Here is a 25,109-nt window from a genome sequence, read left to right as displayed (position 1 = left end):
ATACTTATCATATTTTATTTTCGGTCCCTTTGAAATGATAAAATATTCTAAGAATATTCTTCTGAATAAAATTATAACAGATGAATGGGAATGAATTTTAAATTAAATTTAATTAAATAATTTCAATCTAAATATTAGTGGCTCTAGTAAAAAGTATATTATTAAATTCAAATGATAATGTTAGTATTCTTACTAAAAAAGGCAAATTAGGAGATACTGCTTATGTAGAGCAAAATATTAAACTAAAGATGAAATTAAGAGATGAAATTCAACAATGGCATAAAATAGCTGTTAGAGATATTGAAAAAAATAAAGAAATAATAAAATATGGACAAATTATCGGTTATAGTTCAAAAAAAATTATAGCAGGAGAACATGTTCATAATCACAACATATATTATTCAGAAAAAATTTTATTTTCAAATAATTTATTTGATAAGAACAGTAAAAGCAAAATATTTCCCAACGACTTGCCCGATACTTTTAATGGTTATTTGAGAAAAGATAAGCGTGCAGGAATAAGAAATTATTTTATTGTTGTTTCTTCTTCGAATTGTTCGGCAACTGTTGTAAAAAAAATATGCAATAATTTTTCAAATAAAGATTTTTCAAATAAAAATATTGACGAAATAATTCCGGTATGTTATTCGGGAGGATGTGCTCTAGCTAAAGATGGCGATACTTATAAAACATATAAAAAAACAATTTTAGGATGGTTGAATAACCCTAATGTTGTTGGTGCTTTAATAATAGGATTGGGATGTGAAGTTATCACAGAAAAAGGATTGTTTGATAGTTACAATGACTTAGTTAAAATCAAAGAAAACAGAATACCTATCGAATATTTTACTATTCAGGAATCAGGAGGAGCAAATAGTTCAATAAAATCAGGCATTAAAAAAATCGAGAATTTTATTAATAATTTTAAGAAACCGGAACGTACAATTATTCCTGTTTCAAAGTTAATTATCGGATTAAATTGCGGAGGAAGTGATGCTTTATCTGGAATTACTGCTAATCCCGCATTAGGTTTTGCAGGTGATTATTTTGTTGATAAAAATGGAACAATTGTATTGGGCGAATATCCTGAATGTAATGGCACGGAGAATCATTTATTACAACGATGTGTGAATACAAAAGATAAAAAGAAATTAAAAGAAATTTTTTCATGGTGGCAAGGTTATGTCAAGAAAAATAAAGTAAATTTAGATAATAATTTATCACTTGGCAATAAAGAAGGGGGAATTAGTACGATATTGGAAAAAAGTTTGGGTGCAATTATCAAAGGCGGTACTTCAAATATCAAACAAGTATTAAAATATTCGGAGCATATAACGAAGCATGGATTGATATTCATGGATACACCTGGTTACGATCCAGTATCTGTTACCGGATTAGTGGCAGGAGGTTGTCAAATTATTGCATTTACTACAGGAAGAGGTTCTTTATATGGCTGTTCTATTGCACCAACAATAAAAATTTCATCAAATACTTCAATATTTGATAAAATGAAAAATGATATTGATATTAATGCCGGAAAAATTCTGGAGGGAATTATTATGAATGAAGTTGGTAAAGAAATATATAAATACATTATTAAAATTGCTAATGGAGAAAAAACCAAGAGTGAAAAAAATGGCATAGGATGGGAAGAATTTGTTCCATGGAATACAGGAGAAACATTATAAATATAAAATTTATTAAATAAATGCAAAATATAGTTTTAATAGGAGCTGGAGCTATAAACAGGGGCTTTATCCCATGGATACTTCCTGATAATAAATATGAATTTATTTATGTTGATGTTGACCCTTTTATCATAAGCACTTTAAAACAAAACAAACAATTTACAACATATTGTTCAAAAAACGGTAAACTTGAAAAGAAAATAGTACCTGTAAAAGAAGCATATTTACTTGAAGAATTTAACTTTAAAAATATTAAAAACGTTTTAGTTATTTTCATTAGTGTTGGTCCAAGAAATTGTTTGCATGCTGCAAGTGTATTAAAAGAAACAAATGTAGATATTATACTTTTGGAAAATGACCCTGAAACAGTGAACATCGTTAAAAATTCACTTAATTATAATAAAGTTTATTTTGGAATACCTGATGTTATAACATCAAATACTTCGTCAGAAGAAGTTCTTAAATTAAATCCTTTAGCAATTAATACAGAAGACGGCGTTTTATTTGTAGATAATGGAGCAGATAAAATTTTTGGAAATATAAATTATTGTTCAAAAGAAGAATTAGAAAAACAATGGACAGCAAAATTATATTTGCATAATACACCACATTGTATTGCTGCTTATCTTGGCTCGTTAATGGGAGTAAAATATCTTCATGATGCAATGAATTATCCGAAGATATATAAAATTGTTGAGGGAGCTATGAACGAAATGCTAATGGCTCTTAAATCAAGATGGGATATTGCTCATCCTTTTTTAGAATGGTATTCTGAAAAAGAACTTCGCAGATTTTCTAATGAATTATTGTGCGACCCTATTTCACGTGTTGCCAGAGAACCTTTAAGAAAACTTGAACTTGACGGACGTTTGATTGGAGCCGCTCAAATTTGTCTTTCTGTGGGATTTACTCCTGATAATATTTTAACCGGAATTGTATCTGCACTTTTATTTGTTAATAAAAACGACCCTGATAATCATTTGGAATTTATGAGAAAAGCATTTTCTTCAAGAATGCTTATGACATATATTTTGGGTTTAAGAAAAGGAGAAGCTTTGGAAATTATTTTAGAAGAACGTTTTGAAAGTATTGCTAAAAATCTTGAAAAAATTATAAATGAATAAATCAAATTTTAATTGGGCGGAAGAAGCTGAAGTTTCGTTGAAAGCAGTTTCATCAGCTGCTGAAATTATCGAAAACAACAGTAAAGATTTAATAAATATTAAATCTAAAGAAAGTTTCCGTGATATAGTTACAGAATTGGATATAGCTATTGAACATTTTCTGATAAAAGAATTATTAAAAACCAGTTATGAAATTATCGGAGAAGAAACCTTCGATAATAAAACATTAAACCTGTCAAACAACAATCCTACGTGGTATATTGACCCAATTGATGGTACAACTAATTTTATTTCTTCAATTCCTTTCTTTGGAATATCTGTAGGTTTAGGAATAAACCTTGATTTTGAAGTAGGAACTGTGATTTTTCCGGCATTAAAAGAAATATTTTTTACTTCTAACAATGGAATTTCATATCTCAATGGAAAGCCATTAAAGTCAAAACCTCGTGAATTAAAAAATTCTTTATTGTCTATGGCTTTTTCCGGTTCAACACAAAATGTAGAATATAAGAAAAAACAATATGAAATTTTTGGAAAATTTAATGATAATAGCAGAGGATGTTTAAGAACCGGCTCTGCTGCTGCAAATATTTGTTATGCTGCTTCAGGCAGATTCGGTGCAGTTATTGGTTTTACAAATAAAATCTGGGATATTGCCGGTGGTATTGCAATTGCAAAAAATGCTGGTTGTGAGATATATATTGAACAAGTTGACAATGCTAATTCTTTTAATTATGTAGTTGGCGCCAAATGTGTATCAGAGCAAATTGTTGAAATTATTACAAAAAATAATTTATCAAATCTTATAAAAGTATAATAATGAAAGTTAGTGATTACATAGCAGAATTCTTTGTAGAGAAAGGAATAAAACATATATTTACTATATCAGGAGCCGGAAATGTTCATTTATTAAATTCAATTGCTAACAATAAAAACATTGAATATATATGTCCTCATCATGAACAGGCTGGCGTTATGGCTACTCTTGCATATAAAAGAATATCAAACCGATTCAGCGTTATGATTACGACTTCAGGTGGAGGTGCTACAAACGCAATTACCGGCGTTCTTGATGCATGGGCGGATTCTATTCCAGCAATAATAATTTCGGGACAGGAAAAAACTCAATATGTCAGAGAGCATAAAAATTTAAGAATGTGGGGCGTTCAAGGATTTGATATTACAAAAACTGTAAAAAACATTACAAAATATTCTGAAATTATTTTTGACCAAAAAACTGTAAAATATCATCTTGAAAAAGCATTTTATCTTTCCGAAAACGGACGACCTGGTCCGGTTTGGCTTGATATTCCAATTGATATTCAAGCCGCTCAAATTAATCCAAATGAATTAATTGGTTTTATTCCTGAGAAAATCAGTTTTTCCATTGATGATAAAATCGAACAAATTTCTTCATTAATAAGCAGTTCAAAAAGACCACTTTTTTTATTCGGAAATGGAATTCGCCTTTCAAACGGAATAGATTTATTAAATACTTTAATTGAAAAATATAAATTTCCTTTTTTAACTGCATGGAATGGTAAAGACATGATATCAGGGAGCCATCCACTTTTTTTCGGACACGAAGGAAATTATGGACAACGTTGTGCAAATTTTGTTATACAAAATTGTGATTTATTAATTGCTATAGGCACTAGACTTACTATACCTCAAATAGGTTATGATATAAAAGAATTTGCAAGAGATGCAAAAAAAATCGTTGTTGATGTTGATGAAACGGAATTATCAAAATTTAATTCAAATAATAGTTTTATAACTGTTCAATCTGATGCAAAATATTTTTTAGAAAAATTAATTAACAAAATACCGGAAATTAAACTTCCTGAAATAAATAATTGGATTGAAAGATGCAATAAATGGAAAAAAGATTATCCTTTTGTTGATGAAAGAATACACAAAGAAACTGAAGGATATTTGAATTCATATAAGTTTATTGAAGAACTTTCAAAACATTTTAAAAAAGATGAAATAATAGTTACAGATATGGGAACGGCTTTGACTTGTACTCATCAAGCAATAATGCTTAATGAAGATCAAAGAATTATTACTTCAACAGGGTTAGGTGAAATGGGATATGGAATGCCCGGTGCAATTGGTGCTTGTTTTGCTTCAGGTAAAAAACGAATTATATTGATTACCGGAGACGGTTCTATGATGATGAATTTACAGGAACTTCAAACTATTGCTCATCATAAGCTTCCTATCAAAATTTTTATTTATATAAATGACGGATATCTTACCATTAAAAATACCCAAATGGGTTTATTTGGTAAAAAGTTTACAGGTTCCGGAAAAGAATCGGGTGTTTCTTGTCCCGATTTTGCTAAAGTTGGAAAAGCTTTTGGTTTTAAAACTTTTAAAATAAAAACCAGTAAGGAAATTTCAAAAATAATTTCTGATGTTTTGGAAGAAAAAGGACCTGTAATCTGTGAAGTTTTAACTCATCCTTTACAGCCGCTTGTTCCAAAATTATCATTTAGTTTGAATCCGGACGGAACTATGGTTTCTCCACCAATTGAAGATTTATTTCCTTTTCTTACAAGAGAACAATTGGAAAAAGAAATGCTAATTGAACTTCACGAAAAAAGTAAAAAAATAAAAATATAATTTTTAAACGAATGAAAAAAGAAGATTGGCTGAATAAAAATAAGTTTCTTTTTGGTCCATTTATCAGGATACCAAGACCGGAAATTATAGAAATGATAGGAATAGCCGGATTTGATTTCGCTATTGTTGACATTGAACATGGTGGAATGATTTCACACAATGAAATTTATCCGTTGATTTTAGCTGCGGAAAACAGAAATATAAAATTAATTGTTCGTACTCCGGGGCTTCAGGAAAATTATATAAAATGGTTGTTGGATATGGGAATACATGGCTTGCAGATTCCTCATATTAAATCTTCCAGCGATGCGGAACTTGCAGTTAAATTTTCGAAATTTTCTCCTGATGGAGAAAGAGGACTATGCAGGTTTGTGAGAGCTGCTGAATTTTCAAATATTTCAAAAGAAGATTATCTTAAAGAAACAAATAATAAAAGTTTAATAATTCTTCAAATAGAGGGAAAAGAAGGCGCTGATAATATTGAAGAAATTGTAAAAGTTAAAGGCGTGGATATAATTTTCATTGGTCCCTATGATTTAAGCCAATCTCTTGGAATACCTGGGCAAATATGGCATGAGAAAGTGATTAAGGAAATAAAGAAAATTATTGACGCTTGTAACAAACAAAATATTTCAACCGGTATTTTCACTGATACTTTGGAAGGTATCGAAAAATGGTCGAAATTTGGAGTTAAATATTTAAATTATAAAGTTGACGTTGAAATGATACTTTCTTGTTTTAAAACACAATTAAATGAATTAAAAAATATAGTAAAAGATAAATAAGTTATGAGCGATTCAAATAAAAATATTCCTGTAGTAATTCTTGCCGGTGGAAATGGAACAAATGTTGGTTCCAATGAAATTATTCCAAAGCCCATGGTTGATATAAATGGCGAGCCATTATTAAAATTTATTATTGAATATTTCCTGAAATATGATTTTAAAAAATTTATAATAACAACCGGTTTTAAAGGTGACATAATAAAAAAATATATAGAAAAAAATAAAAATTTATGCAAAGAAATAAATATCGAAGTTGTTGATACGGGAGAAAATGTAAATACAGGAAGTAGAATACTTAATATTAAAAAACATGTTGAAAACTATGATACATTTATGGTAACGTATGGTGATGTTTACTCCGATGTTGATATAAATGAATTAATGGATTTTCATAAATCACACAAAAAAACAGCAACTGTTACAGCAGTTCATTATCCTACACGTTTCAGAATTTTAGGTTTATATGGCAGCAGTGAAGAAGTAAAAGGATTTACAGATAAACCTGTTTTTCAAAAAGATTATATAAACGGAGGTTTTTATTTATTAAACAAAAATATTTTTAATCTTGATAGTTTTAAATCAATTAACAATTGTAGTTTCGAATTAGATGTGCTTGAAGAACTAGTTAAAACAAAAGAATTGTGGGCATATAAATATAATGGGTTTTGGCAATCGTTAGATACTGAAAGAGACAGAAAAATAATAACCGAATATTTAATAAAAAAACAGTGATTCCAACAAAATTGAATAAAATCATACAAGAAGATATTGAATTTATTATTAATCACAATTTAGATTGGGATAAATTTTCTGATTCTACTGTATTAATTTCCGGTGCAAATGGATTTCTTCCTGCATATATGGTGGAGACATTACTTTACCTTAACGAAAAACAAAATAAAAACATCAAGATTATTGCATTAGTCCGCAATAAAGAAAAAGCATTTAAAAAATTTGAACATCATAAAAACAGAAAAGATTTAAAATTTTTAGTTCAGGATGTTTGCGAGCCAATTAAAATAAAACCAGAAGAAAATATTGATTTTATAATTCATGCAGCAAGTCAGGCAAGTCCAAAATATTTCGGGAAAGACCCTGTAGGAACTTTAAGTGCTAATACAATTGGAACAATAAATCTTTTAAAAATAGCACAGGAAAAATCATCAAAAGGATTTTTGTTTTTTAGCGGCGGTGAAGTTTATGGAATTGTTGATGATAATAAAATACCAACAAAAGAAAAAGATTTTGGTTACTTGGATCCAACAGACGTAAGGTCTTGCTATGCCGAAAGTAAAAGAATGGGAGAAAATATATGTGTTAGCTGGTTTCATCAATACGGAATACCAACTAAAATAATACGACTTTATCACACCTATGGTCCGGGAATGGATTTTAAAGATGGCAGAGTGTTTGCCGATTTTGTTTCAGATGTAATTAATAACAATAATATTGTAATGAAAAGTGATGGCAGTGCCACTCGGGCATTTTGCTACCTTGCCGATGCTGTTTTAGGTTTTTTTACTGTATTATTAAAAGGTAAAAACGGTGAAGCTTATAATTTAGGATTTGATAAAGAAACAAGCATAATTGAACTTGCAAATATTTTAGTAAATTTATTTCCCGAAAAAAATCTTAAGGTTATTAAAAATGAACATGAAATATCAAAAGAATATTTAAAAAGTAAAATTAACAGGGGTTGCCCTGATATTTCAAAAATAAAAATACTTGGATGGGAACCAAAATATAGTATTAACGAAGGATTAAAAAGAACAATACTTAGCTACTATGAAAACAATTAAAGAAACGAAAGAAGAATTTAAAAACGGGAAAATCGAGAAAGCCGATTTTATAAGCAAAATGCACGACATTCATAAATATTTATTCGAATACTCTGAAGTAATTAAAGATACGGATATTTCAAAAATTGAAATATCTGATGATTCTGTTGTAATGACAATCAGGGATTCCGGAATAAAATTGATTTGCGATAAAAACGACAAAAGAATAATACCCATTGAAATTATAAATTTTAATTCATTTGAAAAAGAAGAATTAAAATTTATAAATGAACTTGTAAAAGAAGAAACAACAATACTTGATATTGGAGCTAACATAGGATGGTATTCTTTAAATTTATCAAAAAAATTTAATAACATTAAGATTCACGCATTCGAGCCAGTTTCGAAAACATTTAATTACCTTAATTCAAACTTATCAATTAATAATATCACTAATGTAAAAACATATAATTTCGGATTTTCAGACGAAGAAAAAAATATTGATATTTATTGCTATCCCGAATGCATGGGTAATTCTTCACTTGCAAATCTATCAGGTAATTCTTCAGTTGAAAAAATTAATTGTAAATTCACTAAAGTAGATTTATTTGTTAAGCAAAATAATTTAAAAATAGATTTTATTAAATGTGATGTTGAAGGTGCAGAACTTCTTGTTTTTAAAGGTGCAATAGAAACTTTAAAAAAAGACAAACCTGTTGTTTTTACCGAAATACTAAGAAAGTGGTCTGCTAAATTTAATTATCATCCTAATGATATTCTCGCTCTTTTTTCAAATATTGGTTATAATTGTTATGTAATTAGAAATAATAATTTAGAAAAGTTTGAAAAAGTTGACGATTCAACGTTAGAAACAAATTACATTTTTATTCATAAAGATAAAAAATAGTAAAATGAAATATCCATGCAAACAAAAAGTTCACATTAACCGAAAATGATTATAAATGCAGTGCTTTTGACAACAATGAAAGGCATGGATATTCACGAGCAGGTTTTGCGGTGGATTTTTGTGGGAGCGAGTAACTAAAAAAGTTAACTAACTAAAATAACAAATTAATAGCATGAATTATAATTACTTACAAAATTTAAACAGATGAAGCTTATAAGCATTGTTACGCCTTGTTACAACGAAGAAGAAAATGTGGAAGAACTATATTCTCAGGTAAAAACTATTTTTGAGAAATTAGATAAATATAGATTTGAAATGATTTTTATTGACAATGCTTCTAAAGACAATACCGTTTTAATTTTGAAAAAAATTGCCGAGAAAGATAAAAGAGTAAAAGTAATTATTAATTCAAGAAACTTTGGCTGGATACGCTCACCATATTATGGTTTAATTCAGGCAACCGGAGACGCAGTTTTATTTATGGCTTGCGATTTTCAGGACCCACCATCATTAATTCCTGATTTTATTTCAAAATGGGAAGAAGGAAATAAAATTGTTATAGGAGTTAAAACAAACAGCGAAGAATCAAAAATTATTTTTACTATTAGAAAATTATTCTACAATTTTATCCGCAAAATATCTGATGCAGAAATTGATTTTGTTAAAAACTATACGGGATTCGGATTATACGATAAGCAAATTATTGAAATTCTCAGAAACATTGATGATACTAATCCTTTAATAAGAAGTATAATAAGTGAAATTGGTTTCGAAAAAGCTAAAATCGAATTCAAACAACCTACAAGAAAAAGAGGAAAAACAAAAGCAAATTTTTACAGGTTATTTGATGCGGCAATGCTCGGAATGACAAGCCATTCAAAAGTTCCATTAAGATTAGCAACAATTATTGGCTTTATTATGGGAACATTAAGTTTCTTGGTAGCTTTATTATATTTAGCACTTAAAATTTTTCTATGGAAAGATTATCCATTGGGCTTTGCATCGCTAATTATAGGTATATTCTTTTTTGCTTCAATACAATTATTTTTTATAGGAATCATAGGAGAATACATTGGTGCAATATATACACAAGTTATGAAACGTCCTTTAGTTATTGAAAAAGAAAGAATAAATTTTGATGAATAAATTGTTGTTTGTTAAAAAAATATATTTATCTTTGTGAACCAAAGGTATGAAAATATAATACTTATAGTTCACGAATGTGGAAAAATAACTTTATATTAACATTGTATAAAACTAATCAAACAGTTTTTTGTTTGAAAGATATATCAATGCTGTTAAATATATCAAACTTTATTCGTTTAAAACAAAAAATAAATGATTATGTTCATACAAAAGCTATTAACAATCTAAGACGTGGAATATATTCAAAACCCGACTATAATAAGGAAGAATTAGCTTGCAAAATATACGTTCCTGCTTATATTTCTTTAGAATATGTTTTAAATAAGTCTGGTATAATATTTCAATACAACGAGCAAATAACCGTAGTAAGTTATTTAAGTAGAAATATTATAGTAGATAAACATAAATTGGTATTTAGGAAGATAAAAAACCAAATATTATTAAATACATTAGGTATATTACGTGGTAAGGAAGGCATAAATATAGCTACGCCAGAGAGAGCTTTTTTAGATACATTGTATTTGAATAAAAACTTTTATTTTGATAATATTTCTTTATTAAACAAAGAAATAATTCAAAAATTACTTCCAATATATAATTCCAAACAATTAAATATGCGTGTGAATAAAATATTGAAGAATGCTTGATTTAAATAAACATAAATTTTTTATTGTACAAATTCTAAAAGATATTTATGCTGATATTGAATTAGCTAATAATCTTGGATTTAAAGGTGGAACAGCTCTAATGTTGTTTTATGATTTGCCAAGATTTTCAGTTGATATTGATTTTAATTTATTAGATTTATCTAAAAGCAATTTGATTTACGAAAAATTGAGAAAAATATTACTCAAATACGGTCGTATTAAAAAAGATGAAGCAAAAAAACATTTTGGACTTATTATAGTGCTTGATTATGGTGAAAATGAAAGAAATTTAAAAGTTGAAATTTTCAATCGTCAATTTGATGATAAATATGAAATGAAAGATTTTTTGGGTATAAAAATGAAAGTAATGAATCAATCTGATATGTTTGCTCATAAGTTGTGTGCACTATTAGATAGAAATATGCTTGCAAACAGAGATATATTCGATTGCTGGTATTTTATGCAAAACAGAACTCCTGTGAATAAAAAGATTGTTGGATTTCGCACAAAAACTAACTTAATATCTTATTTTAATAAATGTATAAAAGCCATTGAAAAGAAAAAAGAAAATAATTTATTAAACGGATTAGGTGAATTGATGGATGAAAATATGAAATATTTTGTCCGAAAAAAATTAAAATCTGAAGTTATTGCATTGCTAAAAATATATAAAGAATTTCCAATTATTGAAAAAGAAAGAATAAATTTTGAAGATTAAGGAACACATAAAAAAAGTATATGATATCAAGTTAATTCGTTTCATATTTGTAAGTGGAATAAATACTGCTTTTGGTTATGGTCTTTTTGCTTCACTTATTTTTATTGGACTTCATTATTCATTAGCTATTTTTTTAAGCACTGTACTGGGGGTTCTTTTCAACTTCAAAACAATGGGTATTATAGTATTTAATAATAAAAGCAATCGGCTTATTTTTAAATTTTTTGGAGTTTATGGAATTACATATATTTGTGGTACAGCCGGAATTGCATTATTCAAATTTTTTGGATTAAATGAATATATAGGAGGAGCTCTGATTTTATTGCCAATGGGGTTACTTGCATATTTTTTAAATCATTATTTTGTTTTTAATAAAAAAGTAAATGAAGAATAAAAACAAACATTTACATCATAAAAAAAAACCTATTGTTTCGGTTAAAACAAAAAGTAATCCCGATTCTTTCCTGTTTATTAATAAATTCATTGAAAAAAATGGCATATATATTCTTTTGTCTTTAATTTCATTAATAGTATTTTTTGTTTTTAAAGATTTTATTTTACTGAAAAAACTCTATTTGTTCAAAGATATAGGAAGCGATTCCATTAATTATAACTTTCCTCAATACGTTCATATAGCCGATTATTTAAAAACCGAAGGTATTCCCAAATGGTCGTTTAATCAAGGTATGGGACAAAATCTTTTTCCCGGGTGTATACCTGACCCGTTTACTCTTTTTATTTTAATTATGGGAAAAGATAATGTTGCTTATACAGTTTTTTTTGCTGAGTTTTTTAAAATATTTTTTGCAGGATTATTCTTTTATCTTTTTATTAAAAAATTAATTAACTCCGAATTTACTGCAATAATCGGAGGAGTAATGTATTCATTTACCGGATTTATTATACTCGGCGGGTGTTGGTCAATTTTTTCTACCGAAGCTGTTTATCTCGCATTGTTACTTTATTCGTTTGAAAAACTTTATAAAGATAACAACTGGTTTTTATTTCCTATTTCAATTTTTTTAATCACAATTAACCAGCCGGTAGATTTGTATCTTTTTGGATTGTTTCTTTTAATTTACCTTATTTTCCGGTTTATTGAGGAAAAAGAAAATAAATTTAAAAAAGTATTTTTCTTTTTTACAAAACTTGCAGGTCTTGGTATTCTTGGTGTTTCCATGAGTTCTTTTTTTCTGATAAACGATATAATTCAAATGCTTGAAAGCCCGCGTGTGAGCGGAAGTTCTTCCTATTTCAATAAATTAATGTCATTTCCTATTTTCGGATTCGAGGAAAAATCACATTATGTAACAGCTATATTGCGTTCTTTTTCGAGCGATATAATGGGAACAGGAATGAATTTTAAAGGATGGTATAATTATCTTGAGGCACCTTTGTTTTATTGTGGGTTGGTAAATTTACTTTTATTTCCACAAATATTTCTTAATCTTGATAGAAAAAGAAAAATTCTTTATTCTGCTTTATTTGCCTTTTTTATTATTCCTGTTATTTTCCCTTTTTTCAGATATTCATACTGGTTATTTGCTGGTGATTACTATAGGTCTTTTTCATTATTTGTTACGTTTATATTACTGCTTTATAGCATTAAAGCACTTGACTTTATTTTAAAAACCTTAAAAATTAATATTGTAATTTTAATAATTTCCGTTATATTATTATTGATTCTACTATATTATCCTTACTATGAAAATGAAAAAATAATTAACGAAAAATTAAGAAGTAATATAGCAATTTTTATATGTATTTATGCATTTCTTATTTATCTTTTGAAATTTAATACGGTGAGAGTGATAATTCAAATTGCTTTTTTTATTGTTCTTATAATTGAATTATCATATCTGTCAAATATTACTATCAACAAAAGACCTGTCATTACGGGCATTGAGAACAAACAAAAAATCGGTTATAACGATTATACAGTTGAAGCGGTTGAATTTTTGAAATCAAAAGATAAAAGTTTTTTCAGAATAAATAAAGATTATTTCTCTGGATTGGCAATACATTCGAGCATAAATGATGCAAAGGCACAGGATTTTTACGGTACACAATCTTATCATTCATTTAACCAATTAAACTATGTTAAATTTTTGATAGAGATGGGTATTATAGATTCGAAACAAAAACTTCAAACCCGTTTGGGAGCTGAAGAAGTTCAAACCCGTTGGGCTTCTGGAGTGAGAGATTTTCCTTTACTTCATAGTTTTGCAAGTGTTAAATATGCTTTAACCAAAACTCCTAAATCAAATTTGATACAAATGGAGTATGATTCTCTCACAACTATCGGAGATATTAAAATATTAAAAAATAAATTTGCTTTACCTCTTGGTTTCACGTATAATACATTTATCAGATATAAAAATTTTACAAAACTTTCACAAATACAAAAAGCAACTACATTATTCAAAGCATGCGTTATTAACGATAGCATTTATAGTTTTAAAGAACTTGCCGAATTTAATATAAGTGATACTTCAAAAAATTATTCATGGGATGTTTACGCTAAAGACATTGCTAATCTTAAAATAGATACGTTAAAAATTTCAGAACATACCCAAAATTCAATTAAAGGGAAAATAAATCTTGATAAAAAGAAAATGTTATTCTTTTCTATTCCTTATGATAAAGGATGGGTAATTAAAGTTAATGGAAAAGACGTTAAGCCCTTTATGATAAACATTGGATTTATAGGGTTATTTCTTGACAAAGGAGAAAATAATGTCGAGCTTTCTTATCTACCGCCTTTTTATTATACAAGTGCAATTATTTCCTTAATTTCTGTTTTTTTGTTTATTGTAATTTCAACAATAAAACTTTTAATTAAAAAAAAGAGAATTTAAAATTTAAGACAACAAAAATAAATTCTAAAAAAACTACTATTGACAATCTTTAAATATAAATATTTTAAATTATTAAATTCCAGAAAATCTTACTAATTTTACAAAATAAATCATTGTAAACCATTAAAAAATGGATGTTAAAGAAAAACGAACTGCTATTTCTTCTACAAGAAACAAAAAAGTTTTGAAAGAAGAAAACTCTGTAAACCCCGAAAATACGGATATAGCTGAAGAAAAAAAAGAATCAACAAGTTCAGAAGAAATCAAGAAAGAAAAAAAAGGCAGAATAAAAAAAGAAATTCAGCCACAAAAATCTTCTGAAACTAATACAGATACTGACATTGTTCAAGAAGATGAAATTCTTAAATTTGAAGAAGAAATTTCACTAAAATCAAGAGGTGAATTAGTGGAAATTCTTGGAAGTTTCATTAATCAAGAAGATTTAAATTCTCATAAAATAAATATTGGTCTCATAAAGGTTGCATACAATAAGCTATACAAAGAAGACAACGAAAATGAATTAAAGAAATTTATTGAAGATAGTGGAAAAAAAGAAGAATACCTACCACTTAATGATATCATACACGAGTCATTTAAAGCAGGATTTGAAAAATATAAAGAGAAAAAAGCAGTACTTAATGAACAATTTGAAAAAGAACGGGAGAAAAATTTAATTGAGAAAAAACAAATTCTCGAAGAGCTAAAAGCACTTGTCGGCAGCGAAGAAACTCTTAAAAAAACTTACGATGATTTTAAAACATTACAGACGCGTTGGCGCGAAATAGGTACTGTTCCTCCCAAAGAAACAAATGATTTGTGGCAAACATACCATTATTATGTGGAAATGTTTTTTGACAAGGTTAAAATCAATAAAGAACTTAAAGATTTAGACCAGAAGAAAAATCTTAAAAAGAAAATCGCACTCTGCGAAAAAATTGAAGCACTCCTTCTGGAAAATTCCATAAAAAATGCTACGTTACAATTTGAAGAACTTCAGGAAAAATGGCGTGAAATAGGTCCTGTACCAAATTCCAAAAAAGATGAAATCTGGGAAAGATTTAAAGAAGCAGCAAAAAAATTCAATAAACATCGACAGGAATATTACGATAAAATAAAAGAAGAAAAAGAACAAAATTATCTTGCAAAAATTGCACTTTGCGAAAAAGTAGAATTGCTTGCCGAAACCAACTTTCATTCTGCCACAGAAACTGAAGAAAAAGTAAAAGAAATAGGCGAAATTCAAAAAGCATGGAAAAATATTGGTTTTACACCCAAAAAAAATAATGAAGAAATCTGGAACAGATTTAAAGTTGCAAATGATACGTTTTTTAAAAACCGGCATGAATTTTACCAGAAAAACAAAGAAGAAAAAATACAAAACCTTAATTTAAAAATCGAACTCTGCATTCAGGCAGAAGCACTGCAAGTTAACACCGACTGGCGAAAAACCACCGAAGAATTTTTAAAACTTCAGGACGAATGGAAAAAAATTGGTCCCGTTCCAAGAAAACATTCCGAAAAACTATGGAAGCGATTCAGAACTGCTTGTGATACTTTTTTCAACAACAAATCAAATTTCTTTGCAACAATAGATGAGCGACAGGAAAGTAATCTTAAGCTTAAAACAGAACTTCTTGAAAAAATTGAAAATTACAAATTCGACAATGTCAACAGCGACGAATGTTTGAAAATTTTAAAGGATTTTCAGGCACAATGGATTGAAATAGGACATGTCCCGATAAATGAAAAGGACAAGCTTAACAGTCGCTTTAAAGACGCAATAAATAAATGTTTTGATAATCTCAAACTCGACTTTTCAGAAAAAAATCTTATAAATTTTAAATCGCGTTTTGAAAATATTTACAATTCACCCGATGGATATAAAATAGTTAAGCAGGAAAGCATTATTCTTAGCGGAAAAATAAATACTGCAAAAAGCGAAATTTCTGTCTGGGAAAATAATATCGGATTTCTATCACGTGCAAAAAGTTCCGAACCACTAAGAAAAGAATTTGAAGAAAAAATATCTTCCGGGAAAGAAAAAATAAAACTAATGGAGGATAAATTCAAATTCCTTAAAAGATTGATGAACTCTTAACGGTGCTCTTACTTTAATCAAAAATCTATTAATATCCCAAGTGCTTCAACATTGAAGTTGCGCTTTGTTCTTTAGCAAAGAGTTTTGTAATAAGTTCACCGTTTTCGTCTTTACTTATTATTATTAATTTAGGTGCTGGCTGGAGGCAATGCTGAACGCCGCCAAAGCCACCAAGTGATTCCTGATAAGCTCCTGTATGAAAAAATCCTACATATTGAGGTATTTTTTCTTTGAACTTCGGAAGAAATACGGCATTTACATGAACTTCTTCATTGTAATAATCCTGACTATCACAAGTTAATCCACCGAGGAAAACTCTCTCGTAGGGTTGGTCCCAATTGTTAACTGCAAAAAGAATATATCTTTGCTTTGCCGCCCATATATCAGGTAAGTTGGTCATAAAAGAGCTGTCAATTATATCCCAAAGTTCTCTGTCGTTTTGCTGTTTCTGGTCCAAAATTGAATAAAGAGCCGCTCCGCTTTCGCCAACTGTATATATTCCGAATTCCGTAAAAATATTCGGCTCGGGAACATCATTCAACTGACAAATATTTTTTATTTGCGAAACAATTTCCTCAGCCATGTACTCATAGTCATAATGAAAGTTAAGAGAAGTTTTAATCGGGAAGCCCCCTCCTATATTGAATGAGTCTAATTCGGGACATACTTTTTTTAATTCGCAGTAAACATTAATACTTTTTGTAAGCTCGTTCCAGTAATAAGCCGTATCTTTAATTCCGGTATTAATAAAAAAGTGAAGCATTTTAAGTTCAAACTTAGGATTGTTTTTAATCCTTTCATTATAGTATTCAACAATATCATTGTATCTTATTCCTAATCTTGAAGTATAAAACTGAAAGTTCGGTTCTTCTTCTGCAGCAATCCTTATACCAAGCTTGCATTTAACCTTAATTGACTTTTCGTAAAAGTCCAGTTCGCGTTTATTATCTAATATTGGTATGGTATTATGAAATCCACTGTTGATTAATTCGCTTATGTACTGAGTATATAATGGTTTTTTGAATCCATTACATATAATAAAAATATCGGTATCAATCTTTCCCATTTCATATAATCGTTCAATAATAGGGATATCGAAAGCCGATGAAGTTTCAATATGGATTTCATTTTTAAGTGCTTCTTCCAGTACAAAAGAAAAATGCGAACTCTTTGTACAATAGCAATAAAAGTAATCGGCGTTATAATCCGACTTTGCCATTGCTACATTAAACATTTTTTTTGCTTTTTGTATTTGTTCTGATATTTTTGGCAAATACGTGATTTTCAATGGCGTACCATATTGTTTAATAATATCCATTAATGGCAAATCATGAAAATGTAACTCATTATCAATAACTTTAAACTCCGGTTGGGGAAAATCAAAGGTCTGTTCAATTAAGTCAAGATATTTCGTTTTCATTGCAATTTTTCAATTTAAGTTAATCGGATTGAATATTTTTTATCAATTTGAGCTTCTTGGATTTTTATTAATATTCAAATCCAAAACTTTCAGATAGGCAAATTTATAAAAATAAAGTTTAATTTTTCATTTTTTTTAAGAAAGTTTTATAAACAATTCGCTGTTTTTTGTTGAAAAGTTAATATAATAAAAACTATAAATGTTTAAATGGTTTGTAGTTTGTTGTTGTTATTTATAACGACAAACTACAAACCTTTTAAACAACAAACTTATTTTTTTAATCCTTTAGCCATATTAATAATAATTAACAATTTTAGAATTTTAATATTTTTATATTTGCATTAATGAGTAGGACTAATAAAGTCAATATATTGAATTTAACTGCGAGAAATATTCTTTTGATATTTTTTGTTTTTTGTATATTTAATATTGCTAAATCTCAAAAGGTAACTGATACTACTATAAGTACAAACTCCAACAAACACAATCCAACTGCTTATGATTCTATTTCCAAATACAATCCTCCCGATTTAAGGTTTATTCCTGCCGACTACCTTTATGACCATAATTGGGATAACGCTAATGTTCGTGTTCATAGGGTAGACTTATCACATAAAAAAGATACAACTAAAATTATTTTTTGTCCCGATTCTGGTTTTTGTTTTCCGCATAAAGGGAAAGTTATTTCACCTTTCGGATTCAGAGGGAGGCAATTACATACCGGCATGGACATAAAGCTTAATATGAAAGATTCGGTATTTTGTGCTTTTGATGGAATGGTTCGCATGGCTAAAAAATACGGTGGCTATGGAAAAGTAGTTGTAATAAGACATTACAATGGACTTGAAACTTTATACGGACATCTTTCATATATTTCAGTTCATGTTAATCAATTTGTAAAAGCAGGCGATTTGATAGGATTAGGAGGCAAAACAGGCAGAGCAACAAGCCCTCATTTGCATTTTGAAACAAGATTTCTGGGGGAAGCATTTAACCCTAAAATTTTTATCGATTTCGACAAATTTTCTTTATTAAAAGACACACTATTACTTACCGGCACTACATTTCAAAATTATTATAAAGGGTTAAAATCAAAAGGTAAAACATCGAAAACAAAATCTGTTGCTGCGAAAAACCCCACAAAACAAAATACTACAATAAATACAAAAACTGGCAATTATCACATGGTTAAAGAAGGCGACACGCTTTACCGAATTGCAAAAAACAACGGAACAACAGTTGAAAATTTATGCAAACTCAATAATATCAGCAAAAATAAAGTGCTTTCGATAGGAATGAAAATCAAGGTAAAATAAATATTCAAATTTCATTTATTTTTATAAAAATATTTTTTTATTTCACACTTTGTAAAAAGCTAAGGGTGCCTCAAAAGTGTTCTGTGTACCTCCGTGCATTCTCTGTGGCTCTCTGTGTAATTTTTATTCTATTGTTACACAGAGATTCACAGAGTAAAAAAATACTAAAATTTTACTATTGAGACACCCCCTTTGCGATGTTTTATTAAATGAAAATTAAAAACAAATGGTTAAAATAATTTCGTACAACCTCAATGGCATAAGGGCAGCGATGAACAAAAATCTTGTCGGCTGGCTTAAATCGGGTAATGCCGACATTGTCTGCATGCAGGAAATAAAAGCTACTCCCGACCAGTTCGATGTTTCGGAATTTGAAAATCTCGGATACAAATGTTACTGGTATCCTGCTGAGAAAAAGGGATACAGCGGAGTTGCCATTCTTACAAAAATCACTCCCGATAATGTCAAATGCGGAATGGAAATCAAAAAATACGATATCGAAGGAAGAATGCTAAGGACAGACTTCAAAGACATTTCGGTAATAAGTGTTTATCATCCGTCGGGAACAATGGGAGATGAAAGGCAAGCATTCAAAATGCAATGGCTTAGTGATTTTCAGAATTACATTAATGAATTAAAAAAAACGAGAGAAAAATTAATAATCTGCGGTGATTTCAACATTTGTCATAAGCCGATTGATATTCACGACCCAGTAAGGAATGCAACAGTTTCGGGTTTCTTACCAGAAGAACGCGAATGGCTCGATGGTTTTATTAAAAGCGGATTTATTGATTCATTCAGATACTTTAACCAGCAACCTCACCAATATACATGGTGGAGCTATATGCACAATGCACGCAATAAAAATCTGGGCTGGCGTTTGGATTATCAAATGGTAAGTGTTGCTCTGGAAAAAAACTTAAAACGTGCTGTAATACTTTCTGAAGCAGTTCACTCCGACCATTGTCCCGTGATGCTTGAAGCAGAATTTTAAATAATTTCTATTCAACAGTAATATCGCATACACACCTGAAACCGAGCCATGATGCAGGTTTTGTATATTTTTGTTCACTTGTAACCTTACATTCATTGAACGTGTCTTTCCAGCTGCCTCCCATTGCCATATTCTTTTCGGCAACCATTTCAGCAACATTACCTGCCATATTATAAAGATTATATCTATTTCGTTGCCCGTAGTAAGCCGAACATAATTTTGGCTCTTCAGAGGAATTGCTTTTAAATAAAGTTACATATTCTTTACAAACCACTTTGCAAGTATTTTCTTTGGAAATTATATTTTCATAACCATAAGGTTCGGTTTGATAAGTAAGGTCTGTTATTGCTGCTAATTGCCATTCCTCTTTGGTTGGAAGTCGAAATGTGATTTTCTTTGGTAATATTTTTTTGTTTTTTATATTATCATAAACTTTTATTACCGTATCAGTTTTCCATTTGCAATATTCAATTGCTTGTTCATAAGTAACACCAACTACGGGGTAATTAGCATAATTATAATCTCTATAATACAAACTAACAAGTGCCTGATTTTTATTTAAGGTATCCAGCCAAACCGTAGTATCGGGCAATGCATTATGATATTGCTGTGAATTTTTACCGTATTTTTTGGCAATACATTCTAAATAATAACGCCATTCAACGTTTGTAACTTCGGTTTCATCAAAATACAAGTTGTTGTTAACCCATATTGTTTCGAGAGGACCTTTAATTTTTTTTCTTGGCAAATCGTAATACTCTCTGTTGCAGCTAAGAAATATTCCAACGAAAATTATTACTACTGCTGATAATTTAAATTTCATAATGTTTAAACTTTTTGTGTTAAGATTTTCTTTATACGAAATAATGGGGTTAAAGTTATATATTTTGAAGTAAATAGAAACAAATTTTTAAAAAAATTATTTTATACTGCGGAACTACCAATCTTCCTATTTGATAATTATAAGTTTTTTGTCTTTTTTTATTATTAAAATTTTTATTTAAATATTTTTTATAACCGCTAACAAAGACGCAATGATAAAACCATATTAAAGTAAAGTTTGTTTTTCTTCGGTACTTGTATCGGCATTAGTATTAGAACTATTGATGACATCAGTATTTGCAGCAGTATTAGTATTATCATCAATATCGGATTTATCCGAAAACGCCACAGGTTTGATGCTTTTTAATTTTTCCTGCAAAAGTTTTCTTGCTCTCATAAGTTGTGATTTTGAAGTATTCTCGGGAATTTCCAATATTTCTCCTATTTCCCCGTGACTATATCCTTCAATAATATGAAGGTTAAAGACCATTCGATATGCCTCCGGCAGTTCCTGTATTACTTTCATTAACTCATTTGCCGACATTAAAGAAATCTGGGTGGGATTAACATCGGGATTATTTTCATACATATTGGTTTCTTCATGAGAATACAATAATTTCAAATTCTTTTTGTAAAAATTTATTGACGTATGGACCATGGTTTTTCTAATCCATCCTTCAAGCGAACCTTCATTACGAAAATTCTGCAAATTATAAAAAACCTTTATAAATCCTTCCTGCATAAAATCTTCAGCTTCCATTTTATCTTTAGCATATCTCATACATACTCCAAGCATTTTAGGAGCAAATCGCTTATATAATATTTCCTGTGCTTCCTTTACATTCTGAAGGCATTTTTCAACAAGTTCGGTATCATCACGTATCTTCATTTAAAACGAATTCGTTTAAAATATTTTCCAGATTAACCCTATAAAAATACTCAATAAAATATTTTAAAAAAAAATTTAATCTTTTTTATAAGACGGGGTTTTGAACAAAAGGTTGCAAATTTTTTTAATTTTTACCGTTTACTTGATTTTTGAATAAAGAAGTTTAGAAAATTATTTTAATATTCGCTTTTTTATATATAATTTTACACATTTAATAATGATAAACGAAAAACTTATGGAAAAAACTAAAATTGCAATTAACGGATTTGGAAGAATTGGCAGAATTACATTTCGGGCAATTCTTAATAAAAGTAATATTGATGTTGTTGCCATTAATGATTTAACCGATAGCAGCACTTTAGCGCATTTGCTAAAATATGATTCCATTCACGGACGTTTCCCCGGTGATATTGCTGTTGAAGGGGATTATCTTATTGTAAACGGCAAAAAAATAAAAATTTATGCAGAAAGAGACCCTGCAAATCTGCCGTGGAAAACTTTGGGTGTACCAGTGGTGATTGAATCAACAGGTGTTTTCCGAAACAGGGAAAAATTATCAAAACATTTGCAAGCCGGTGCTCAGAAAGTAATATTATCTGTTCCTGCCGATAACAAAGAAGATGTTGATATTACAATTGTCCTGGGTGTTAATGATAATATGCTAAAAAAAGAACATCAATTAATTTCCAATGCATCATGCACTACCAATTGCCTCGCTCCGATTGCAAAAGTGTTGAACGACAATTTCGGTATTGTAAGAGGACTCATGAACACTATTCATTCGTACACAAACGACCAAGTAATTCTTGATTTTCCGCATAAAGATTTGCGCAGGGCAAGAGCAGCAGCAATGTCAATAATTCCCACAAAAACAGGAGCAGCAAAAGCTGTGGCACTTGTTATTCCAGAACTTGATAAAAAACTCGATGGTTTTGCAATGAGAGTTCCCACTCCCGATGGTTCTGTTGTTGACTTGACATGCGAATTGAAAAAAGCAGCAACTAAAGAAGAAATTAATGCAGCAATGAAAAAAGCAGCAGAAGAACAAATGAAAGGAATACTTGAATATTGCACAGACCCGATTGTAAGTTGCGACATAATCGGCAATCCTCATTCTTCAGTTTTCGATTCAAACTTAACACAGGTTATTAGCGATAATTTCGTAAAAGTAATATCGTGGTATGATAATGAAGTTGGCTATTCCAATCGCCTGGCAGATTTAGTCGAAAAAGTAATTTGATTTTTTTTAAATATAACTAATTGGTAATTTAAAAGACCTCAAAAATTAATGTTTTTGAGGTCTTTTGCATAATAAGGGTAGTTCGGTAAAACAAAAACACCAAGTCACCAAAAAATCCAGAAGTATATGCAGTATGCTGTCTTTTCCTGACTTCGACAATGCGTCACCCTAAAAATTTTTCCAAAAATTTTCCTCAAATAACATTTCGATAGATTTTTGTTTTTTTGTTAATATTAAAAATAGAAACATTTTGCAACTGATTACTGATGAGCACTTACCGAATATTTAAAACACATCGTTGCGGAATTAATTTATTGATACAGTAGATTTTAAAGTTTTATTTCATCATCATTTTTATCAAAAAAGCGACATTCGAGTAAATGACAGGAATTCGAACTTTTTATTTTTATCCATTTTTTAAATTTAAAGTACCATTTCCATTGAAGTTTTTTAAGGTAAGGATATATTATAGGGTGAATTTCAAGGTGCAAATGCTTTTGGTTCAGTTCATCAAAAATATATTTAATGTCACTTTCAATATCGTCAACAAAAGTTATGCTTGCCTTTATTTCACCGGTGCCATCGCACGCGGGGCATTTTTCAACAGTATTGACACTTGTTTCTGTACGCACTCTCTGACGTGTAATCTGCACCAATCCAAATTTACTTGGAGGAATAATATTATGTTTTGCCCTGTCGTTTTTCATTTCATCTCTGAGTCGCAAATACAATAATTTCTTATTTGTAGGTGACCGCAGGTCGATAAAATCAACAACAATAATTCCGCCGATATCTCTTAATCTTAGTTGACGGGCAATTTCTGTAGCAGCTTCGAGATTCACTTCAAGTGCATTTGCTTCCTGATTATGTTCCGAATTAATTCTGTGACCGCTATTAACATCAACAACGTGTAATGCTTCGGTATGCTCTATTATCAAATATGCACCACCTTTAAGATTTACAATTCTTCCGAAAGTATTTTTTATTTGTTTTTCCACCCCGAAAAATTCAAAAATAGATTCTTTCCCTTTGTAGAGTTTAACGATATCCTTTTTTTCAGGTGCTATTGTCTGTATGTATTTTGAAACCTCATCATACATATTTTGATTATCAACTTGAATACTGTTGAAAGATGAGTTGAGAATGTCACGCAAAATTGTTGATGTACGGTCTAATTCACTAAATACTCTGTGAGGCGGCGTTGCCGAAGAAATTGATTTTATTGCCAGATTCCATTTGTTAACCAAATCTTTTAAATCTGTATCAAGTTCGGCTACTTTTTTATTTTCAGCAGCAGTACGAACAATCACGCCAAAATTATTTGGCTTTATGCTTTGAATTAATTTTTTCAGACGTATGCGTTCATCCTGATTTTTTATTCTCTGTGAAATTGATATTTTATCTGAAAACGGAATTAAAACAACATATCTGCCTGCAAGAGAGATTTCACTTGTCAGTCGCGGTCCTTTTGTTGATATAGGTTCTTTAACTATCTGAACTAAAATATTGTTGTTTTGAGCAAGAACATGTGATATTTTGCCGGTCTTTGGTATTTCGTGGTCAAATACAATATTTTCAATAGATAAGACATCATTTTTATTGAGAGTAACTGATTTAACAAACTTGTTGAGTGAGTTGAAATTTGGTCCTAAATCAAGATAATGCAAAAAGGCATCCTTTTCGTAACCAATATCAATAAAAGCTGCATTAAGTCCCTGAATTACTTTTCTTACCCTGCCGAAATACAAATCCCCGACGGAATAGTTGCTGTTACTCTTTTCTTTGTGAAGCTCAACTAATCGTTTTTCATTTAAAAGAGCGATAATAACTTCATTTGAGTGAGAGCTTATTATAAGTTCATTGTTCACAATAATAGTATTTATATTTCACTTATACTCAAAATGAAAGCTAAAAGTTTAAAAATAATCAAATTAATTTAAAATAAAGCCCATTCCTGAATTCTCAATAGAAAAGGAAGTATGAGTTTCGTGAAAATTATTGTTTATAAAGGCGAAAATACATTAGCTCTTTTTGTGTCTATTTTTTCTCAG

At 29.3% G+C, this 25,109-nt stretch carries 21 protein-coding genes; 17 read left to right on the top strand and 4 right to left on the bottom strand.

Annotated elements, in window-relative coordinates:
* The first annotated feature begins 137 nt into the window (after positions 1–137).
* The 14 genes from WC223_02380 (at position 138) to WC223_02315 (ending at position 16,377) form a co-directional block, all read left to right on the top strand.
* Positions 138–1,688: an altronate dehydratase family protein gene (locus WC223_02380; GenBank protein ID MFA6923077.1), complete on the top strand. Its 1,551-nt coding sequence runs from the start codon at positions 138–140 to the stop codon at positions 1,686–1,688.
* Positions 1,689–1,708: 20 nt separating this feature from the next.
* The gene (locus WC223_02375; protein MFA6923076.1) at positions 1,709–2,812 is read left to right on the top strand and encodes a hypothetical protein; all 1,104 of its coding nucleotides are present in this window, start codon (positions 1,709–1,711) and stop codon (positions 2,810–2,812) included.
* The gene (locus WC223_02370) at positions 2,805–3,629 is read left to right on the top strand and encodes an inositol monophosphatase family protein (GenBank protein ID MFA6923075.1); all 825 of its coding nucleotides are present in this window, start codon (positions 2,805–2,807) and stop codon (positions 3,627–3,629) included. The genes WC223_02375 and WC223_02370 overlap by 8 nt, the downstream gene beginning before the upstream one ends.
* A gap of 2 nt (positions 3,630–3,631) precedes the next feature.
* On the top strand, positions 3,632–5,440 hold the full coding sequence (locus tag WC223_02365) for a thiamine pyrophosphate-binding protein (protein MFA6923074.1): 1,809 nt from the start codon (positions 3,632–3,634) through the stop codon (positions 5,438–5,440).
* 11 nt (positions 5,441–5,451) lie between these two features.
* On the top strand, positions 5,452–6,225 hold the full coding sequence (locus tag WC223_02360; GenBank protein ID MFA6923073.1) for an aldolase/citrate lyase family protein: 774 nt from the start codon (positions 5,452–5,454) through the stop codon (positions 6,223–6,225).
* Positions 6,226–6,228: 3 nt separating this feature from the next.
* A complete protein-coding gene (locus WC223_02355; protein ID MFA6923072.1) occupies positions 6,229–6,957 on the top strand; it encodes a sugar phosphate nucleotidyltransferase in 729 nt (242 codons plus the stop codon).
* Positions 6,954–8,024 (top strand): NAD-dependent epimerase/dehydratase family protein, encoded by a 1,071-nt coding sequence (locus WC223_02350; GenBank protein MFA6923071.1) that lies wholly within the window; start codon positions 6,954–6,956, stop codon positions 8,022–8,024. The genes WC223_02355 and WC223_02350 overlap by 4 nt, the downstream gene beginning before the upstream one ends.
* Positions 8,011–8,910, top strand: a complete 900-nt coding sequence (locus tag WC223_02345; protein ID MFA6923070.1) for an FkbM family methyltransferase — start codon at positions 8,011–8,013, stop codon at positions 8,908–8,910. Before WC223_02350 ends, WC223_02345 begins: the two co-directional genes overlap by 14 nt.
* A gap of 204 nt (positions 8,911–9,114) precedes the next feature.
* Positions 9,115–10,056, top strand: a complete 942-nt coding sequence (locus tag WC223_02340; GenBank protein ID MFA6923069.1) for a glycosyltransferase family 2 protein — start codon at positions 9,115–9,117, stop codon at positions 10,054–10,056.
* A gap of 131 nt (positions 10,057–10,187) precedes the next feature.
* Positions 10,188–10,703, top strand: a complete 516-nt coding sequence (locus WC223_02335; GenBank protein MFA6923068.1) for a hypothetical protein — start codon at positions 10,188–10,190, stop codon at positions 10,701–10,703.
* A complete protein-coding gene (locus tag WC223_02330; protein MFA6923067.1) occupies positions 10,696–11,421 on the top strand; it encodes a nucleotidyl transferase AbiEii/AbiGii toxin family protein in 726 nt (241 codons plus the stop codon). The genes WC223_02335 and WC223_02330 overlap by 8 nt, the downstream gene beginning before the upstream one ends.
* On the top strand, positions 11,411–11,815 hold the full coding sequence (locus WC223_02325) for a GtrA family protein (protein ID MFA6923066.1): 405 nt from the start codon (positions 11,411–11,413) through the stop codon (positions 11,813–11,815). Before WC223_02330 ends, WC223_02325 begins: the two co-directional genes overlap by 11 nt.
* Positions 11,805–14,279, top strand: coding sequence for a YfhO family protein (locus WC223_02320; GenBank protein ID MFA6923065.1), 2,475 nt, complete (start codon positions 11,805–11,807; stop codon positions 14,277–14,279). The genes WC223_02325 and WC223_02320 overlap by 11 nt, the downstream gene beginning before the upstream one ends.
* A 130-nt stretch (positions 14,280–14,409) precedes the next feature.
* A complete protein-coding gene (locus tag WC223_02315) occupies positions 14,410–16,377 on the top strand; it encodes a DUF349 domain-containing protein (protein ID MFA6923064.1) in 1,968 nt (655 codons plus the stop codon).
* 28 nt (positions 16,378–16,405) lie between these two features.
* On the opposite strand, the gene WC223_02310 is transcribed toward WC223_02315, so the two are convergent.
* Positions 16,406–17,797, bottom strand: a complete 1,392-nt coding sequence (locus WC223_02310; GenBank protein MFA6923063.1) for an arginine decarboxylase — start codon at positions 17,795–17,797, stop codon at positions 16,406–16,408.
* Between the two features lie 344 nt (positions 17,798–18,141).
* Here WC223_02310 and WC223_02305 point away from each other — a divergent pair, with 344 nt between their 5' ends.
* A complete protein-coding gene (locus WC223_02305) occupies positions 18,142–19,113 on the top strand; it encodes a M23 family metallopeptidase (protein MFA6923062.1) in 972 nt (323 codons plus the stop codon).
* A 226-nt stretch (positions 19,114–19,339) separates the two neighbouring features.
* Positions 19,340–20,107 carry an exodeoxyribonuclease III gene (locus tag WC223_02300; protein ID MFA6923061.1) on the top strand — a complete coding sequence of 256 codons (768 nt, stop codon included), beginning with the start codon at positions 19,340–19,342 and terminating at the stop codon, positions 20,105–20,107.
* A 7-nt stretch (positions 20,108–20,114) separates the two neighbouring features.
* Here the strand turns inward: WC223_02300 and WC223_02295 are convergent, their stop codons facing one another.
* Entirely contained in the window at positions 20,115–20,930 is an 816-nt protein-coding gene (locus tag WC223_02295) for an SUMF1/EgtB/PvdO family nonheme iron enzyme (protein ID MFA6923060.1), read from the bottom strand.
* Positions 20,931–21,155: 225 nt separating this feature from the next.
* A complete protein-coding gene (locus tag WC223_02290) occupies positions 21,156–21,818 on the bottom strand; it encodes a sigma-70 family RNA polymerase sigma factor (protein MFA6923059.1) in 663 nt (220 codons plus the stop codon).
* A 235-nt stretch (positions 21,819–22,053) separates the two neighbouring features.
* On the opposite strand from WC223_02290, the gene gap reads away from it, so the two are divergent.
* The gene (gene gap / locus WC223_02285) at positions 22,054–23,058 is read left to right on the top strand and encodes a type I glyceraldehyde-3-phosphate dehydrogenase (protein ID MFA6923058.1); all 1,005 of its coding nucleotides are present in this window, start codon (positions 22,054–22,056) and stop codon (positions 23,056–23,058) included.
* 329 nt (positions 23,059–23,387) lie between these two features.
* Here the strand turns inward: gap and WC223_02280 are convergent, their stop codons facing one another.
* Complete coding sequence (locus WC223_02280; protein ID MFA6923057.1) at positions 23,388–24,926, bottom strand: Rne/Rng family ribonuclease; 1,539 nt, start codon at positions 24,924–24,926, stop codon at positions 23,388–23,390.
* Between the last annotated feature and the right edge of the window lie 183 nt (positions 24,927–25,109).

The sequence above is a fragment of the Bacteroidales bacterium genome (assembly GCA_041671145.1).
Classification (GTDB): domain Bacteria; phylum Bacteroidota; class Bacteroidia; order Bacteroidales; family JAHJDW01; genus JAQUPB01.
The sequence above is the reverse complement of the archived record's forward strand: the minus strand, read 5'-3'. Positions and strand labels throughout refer to the sequence as shown.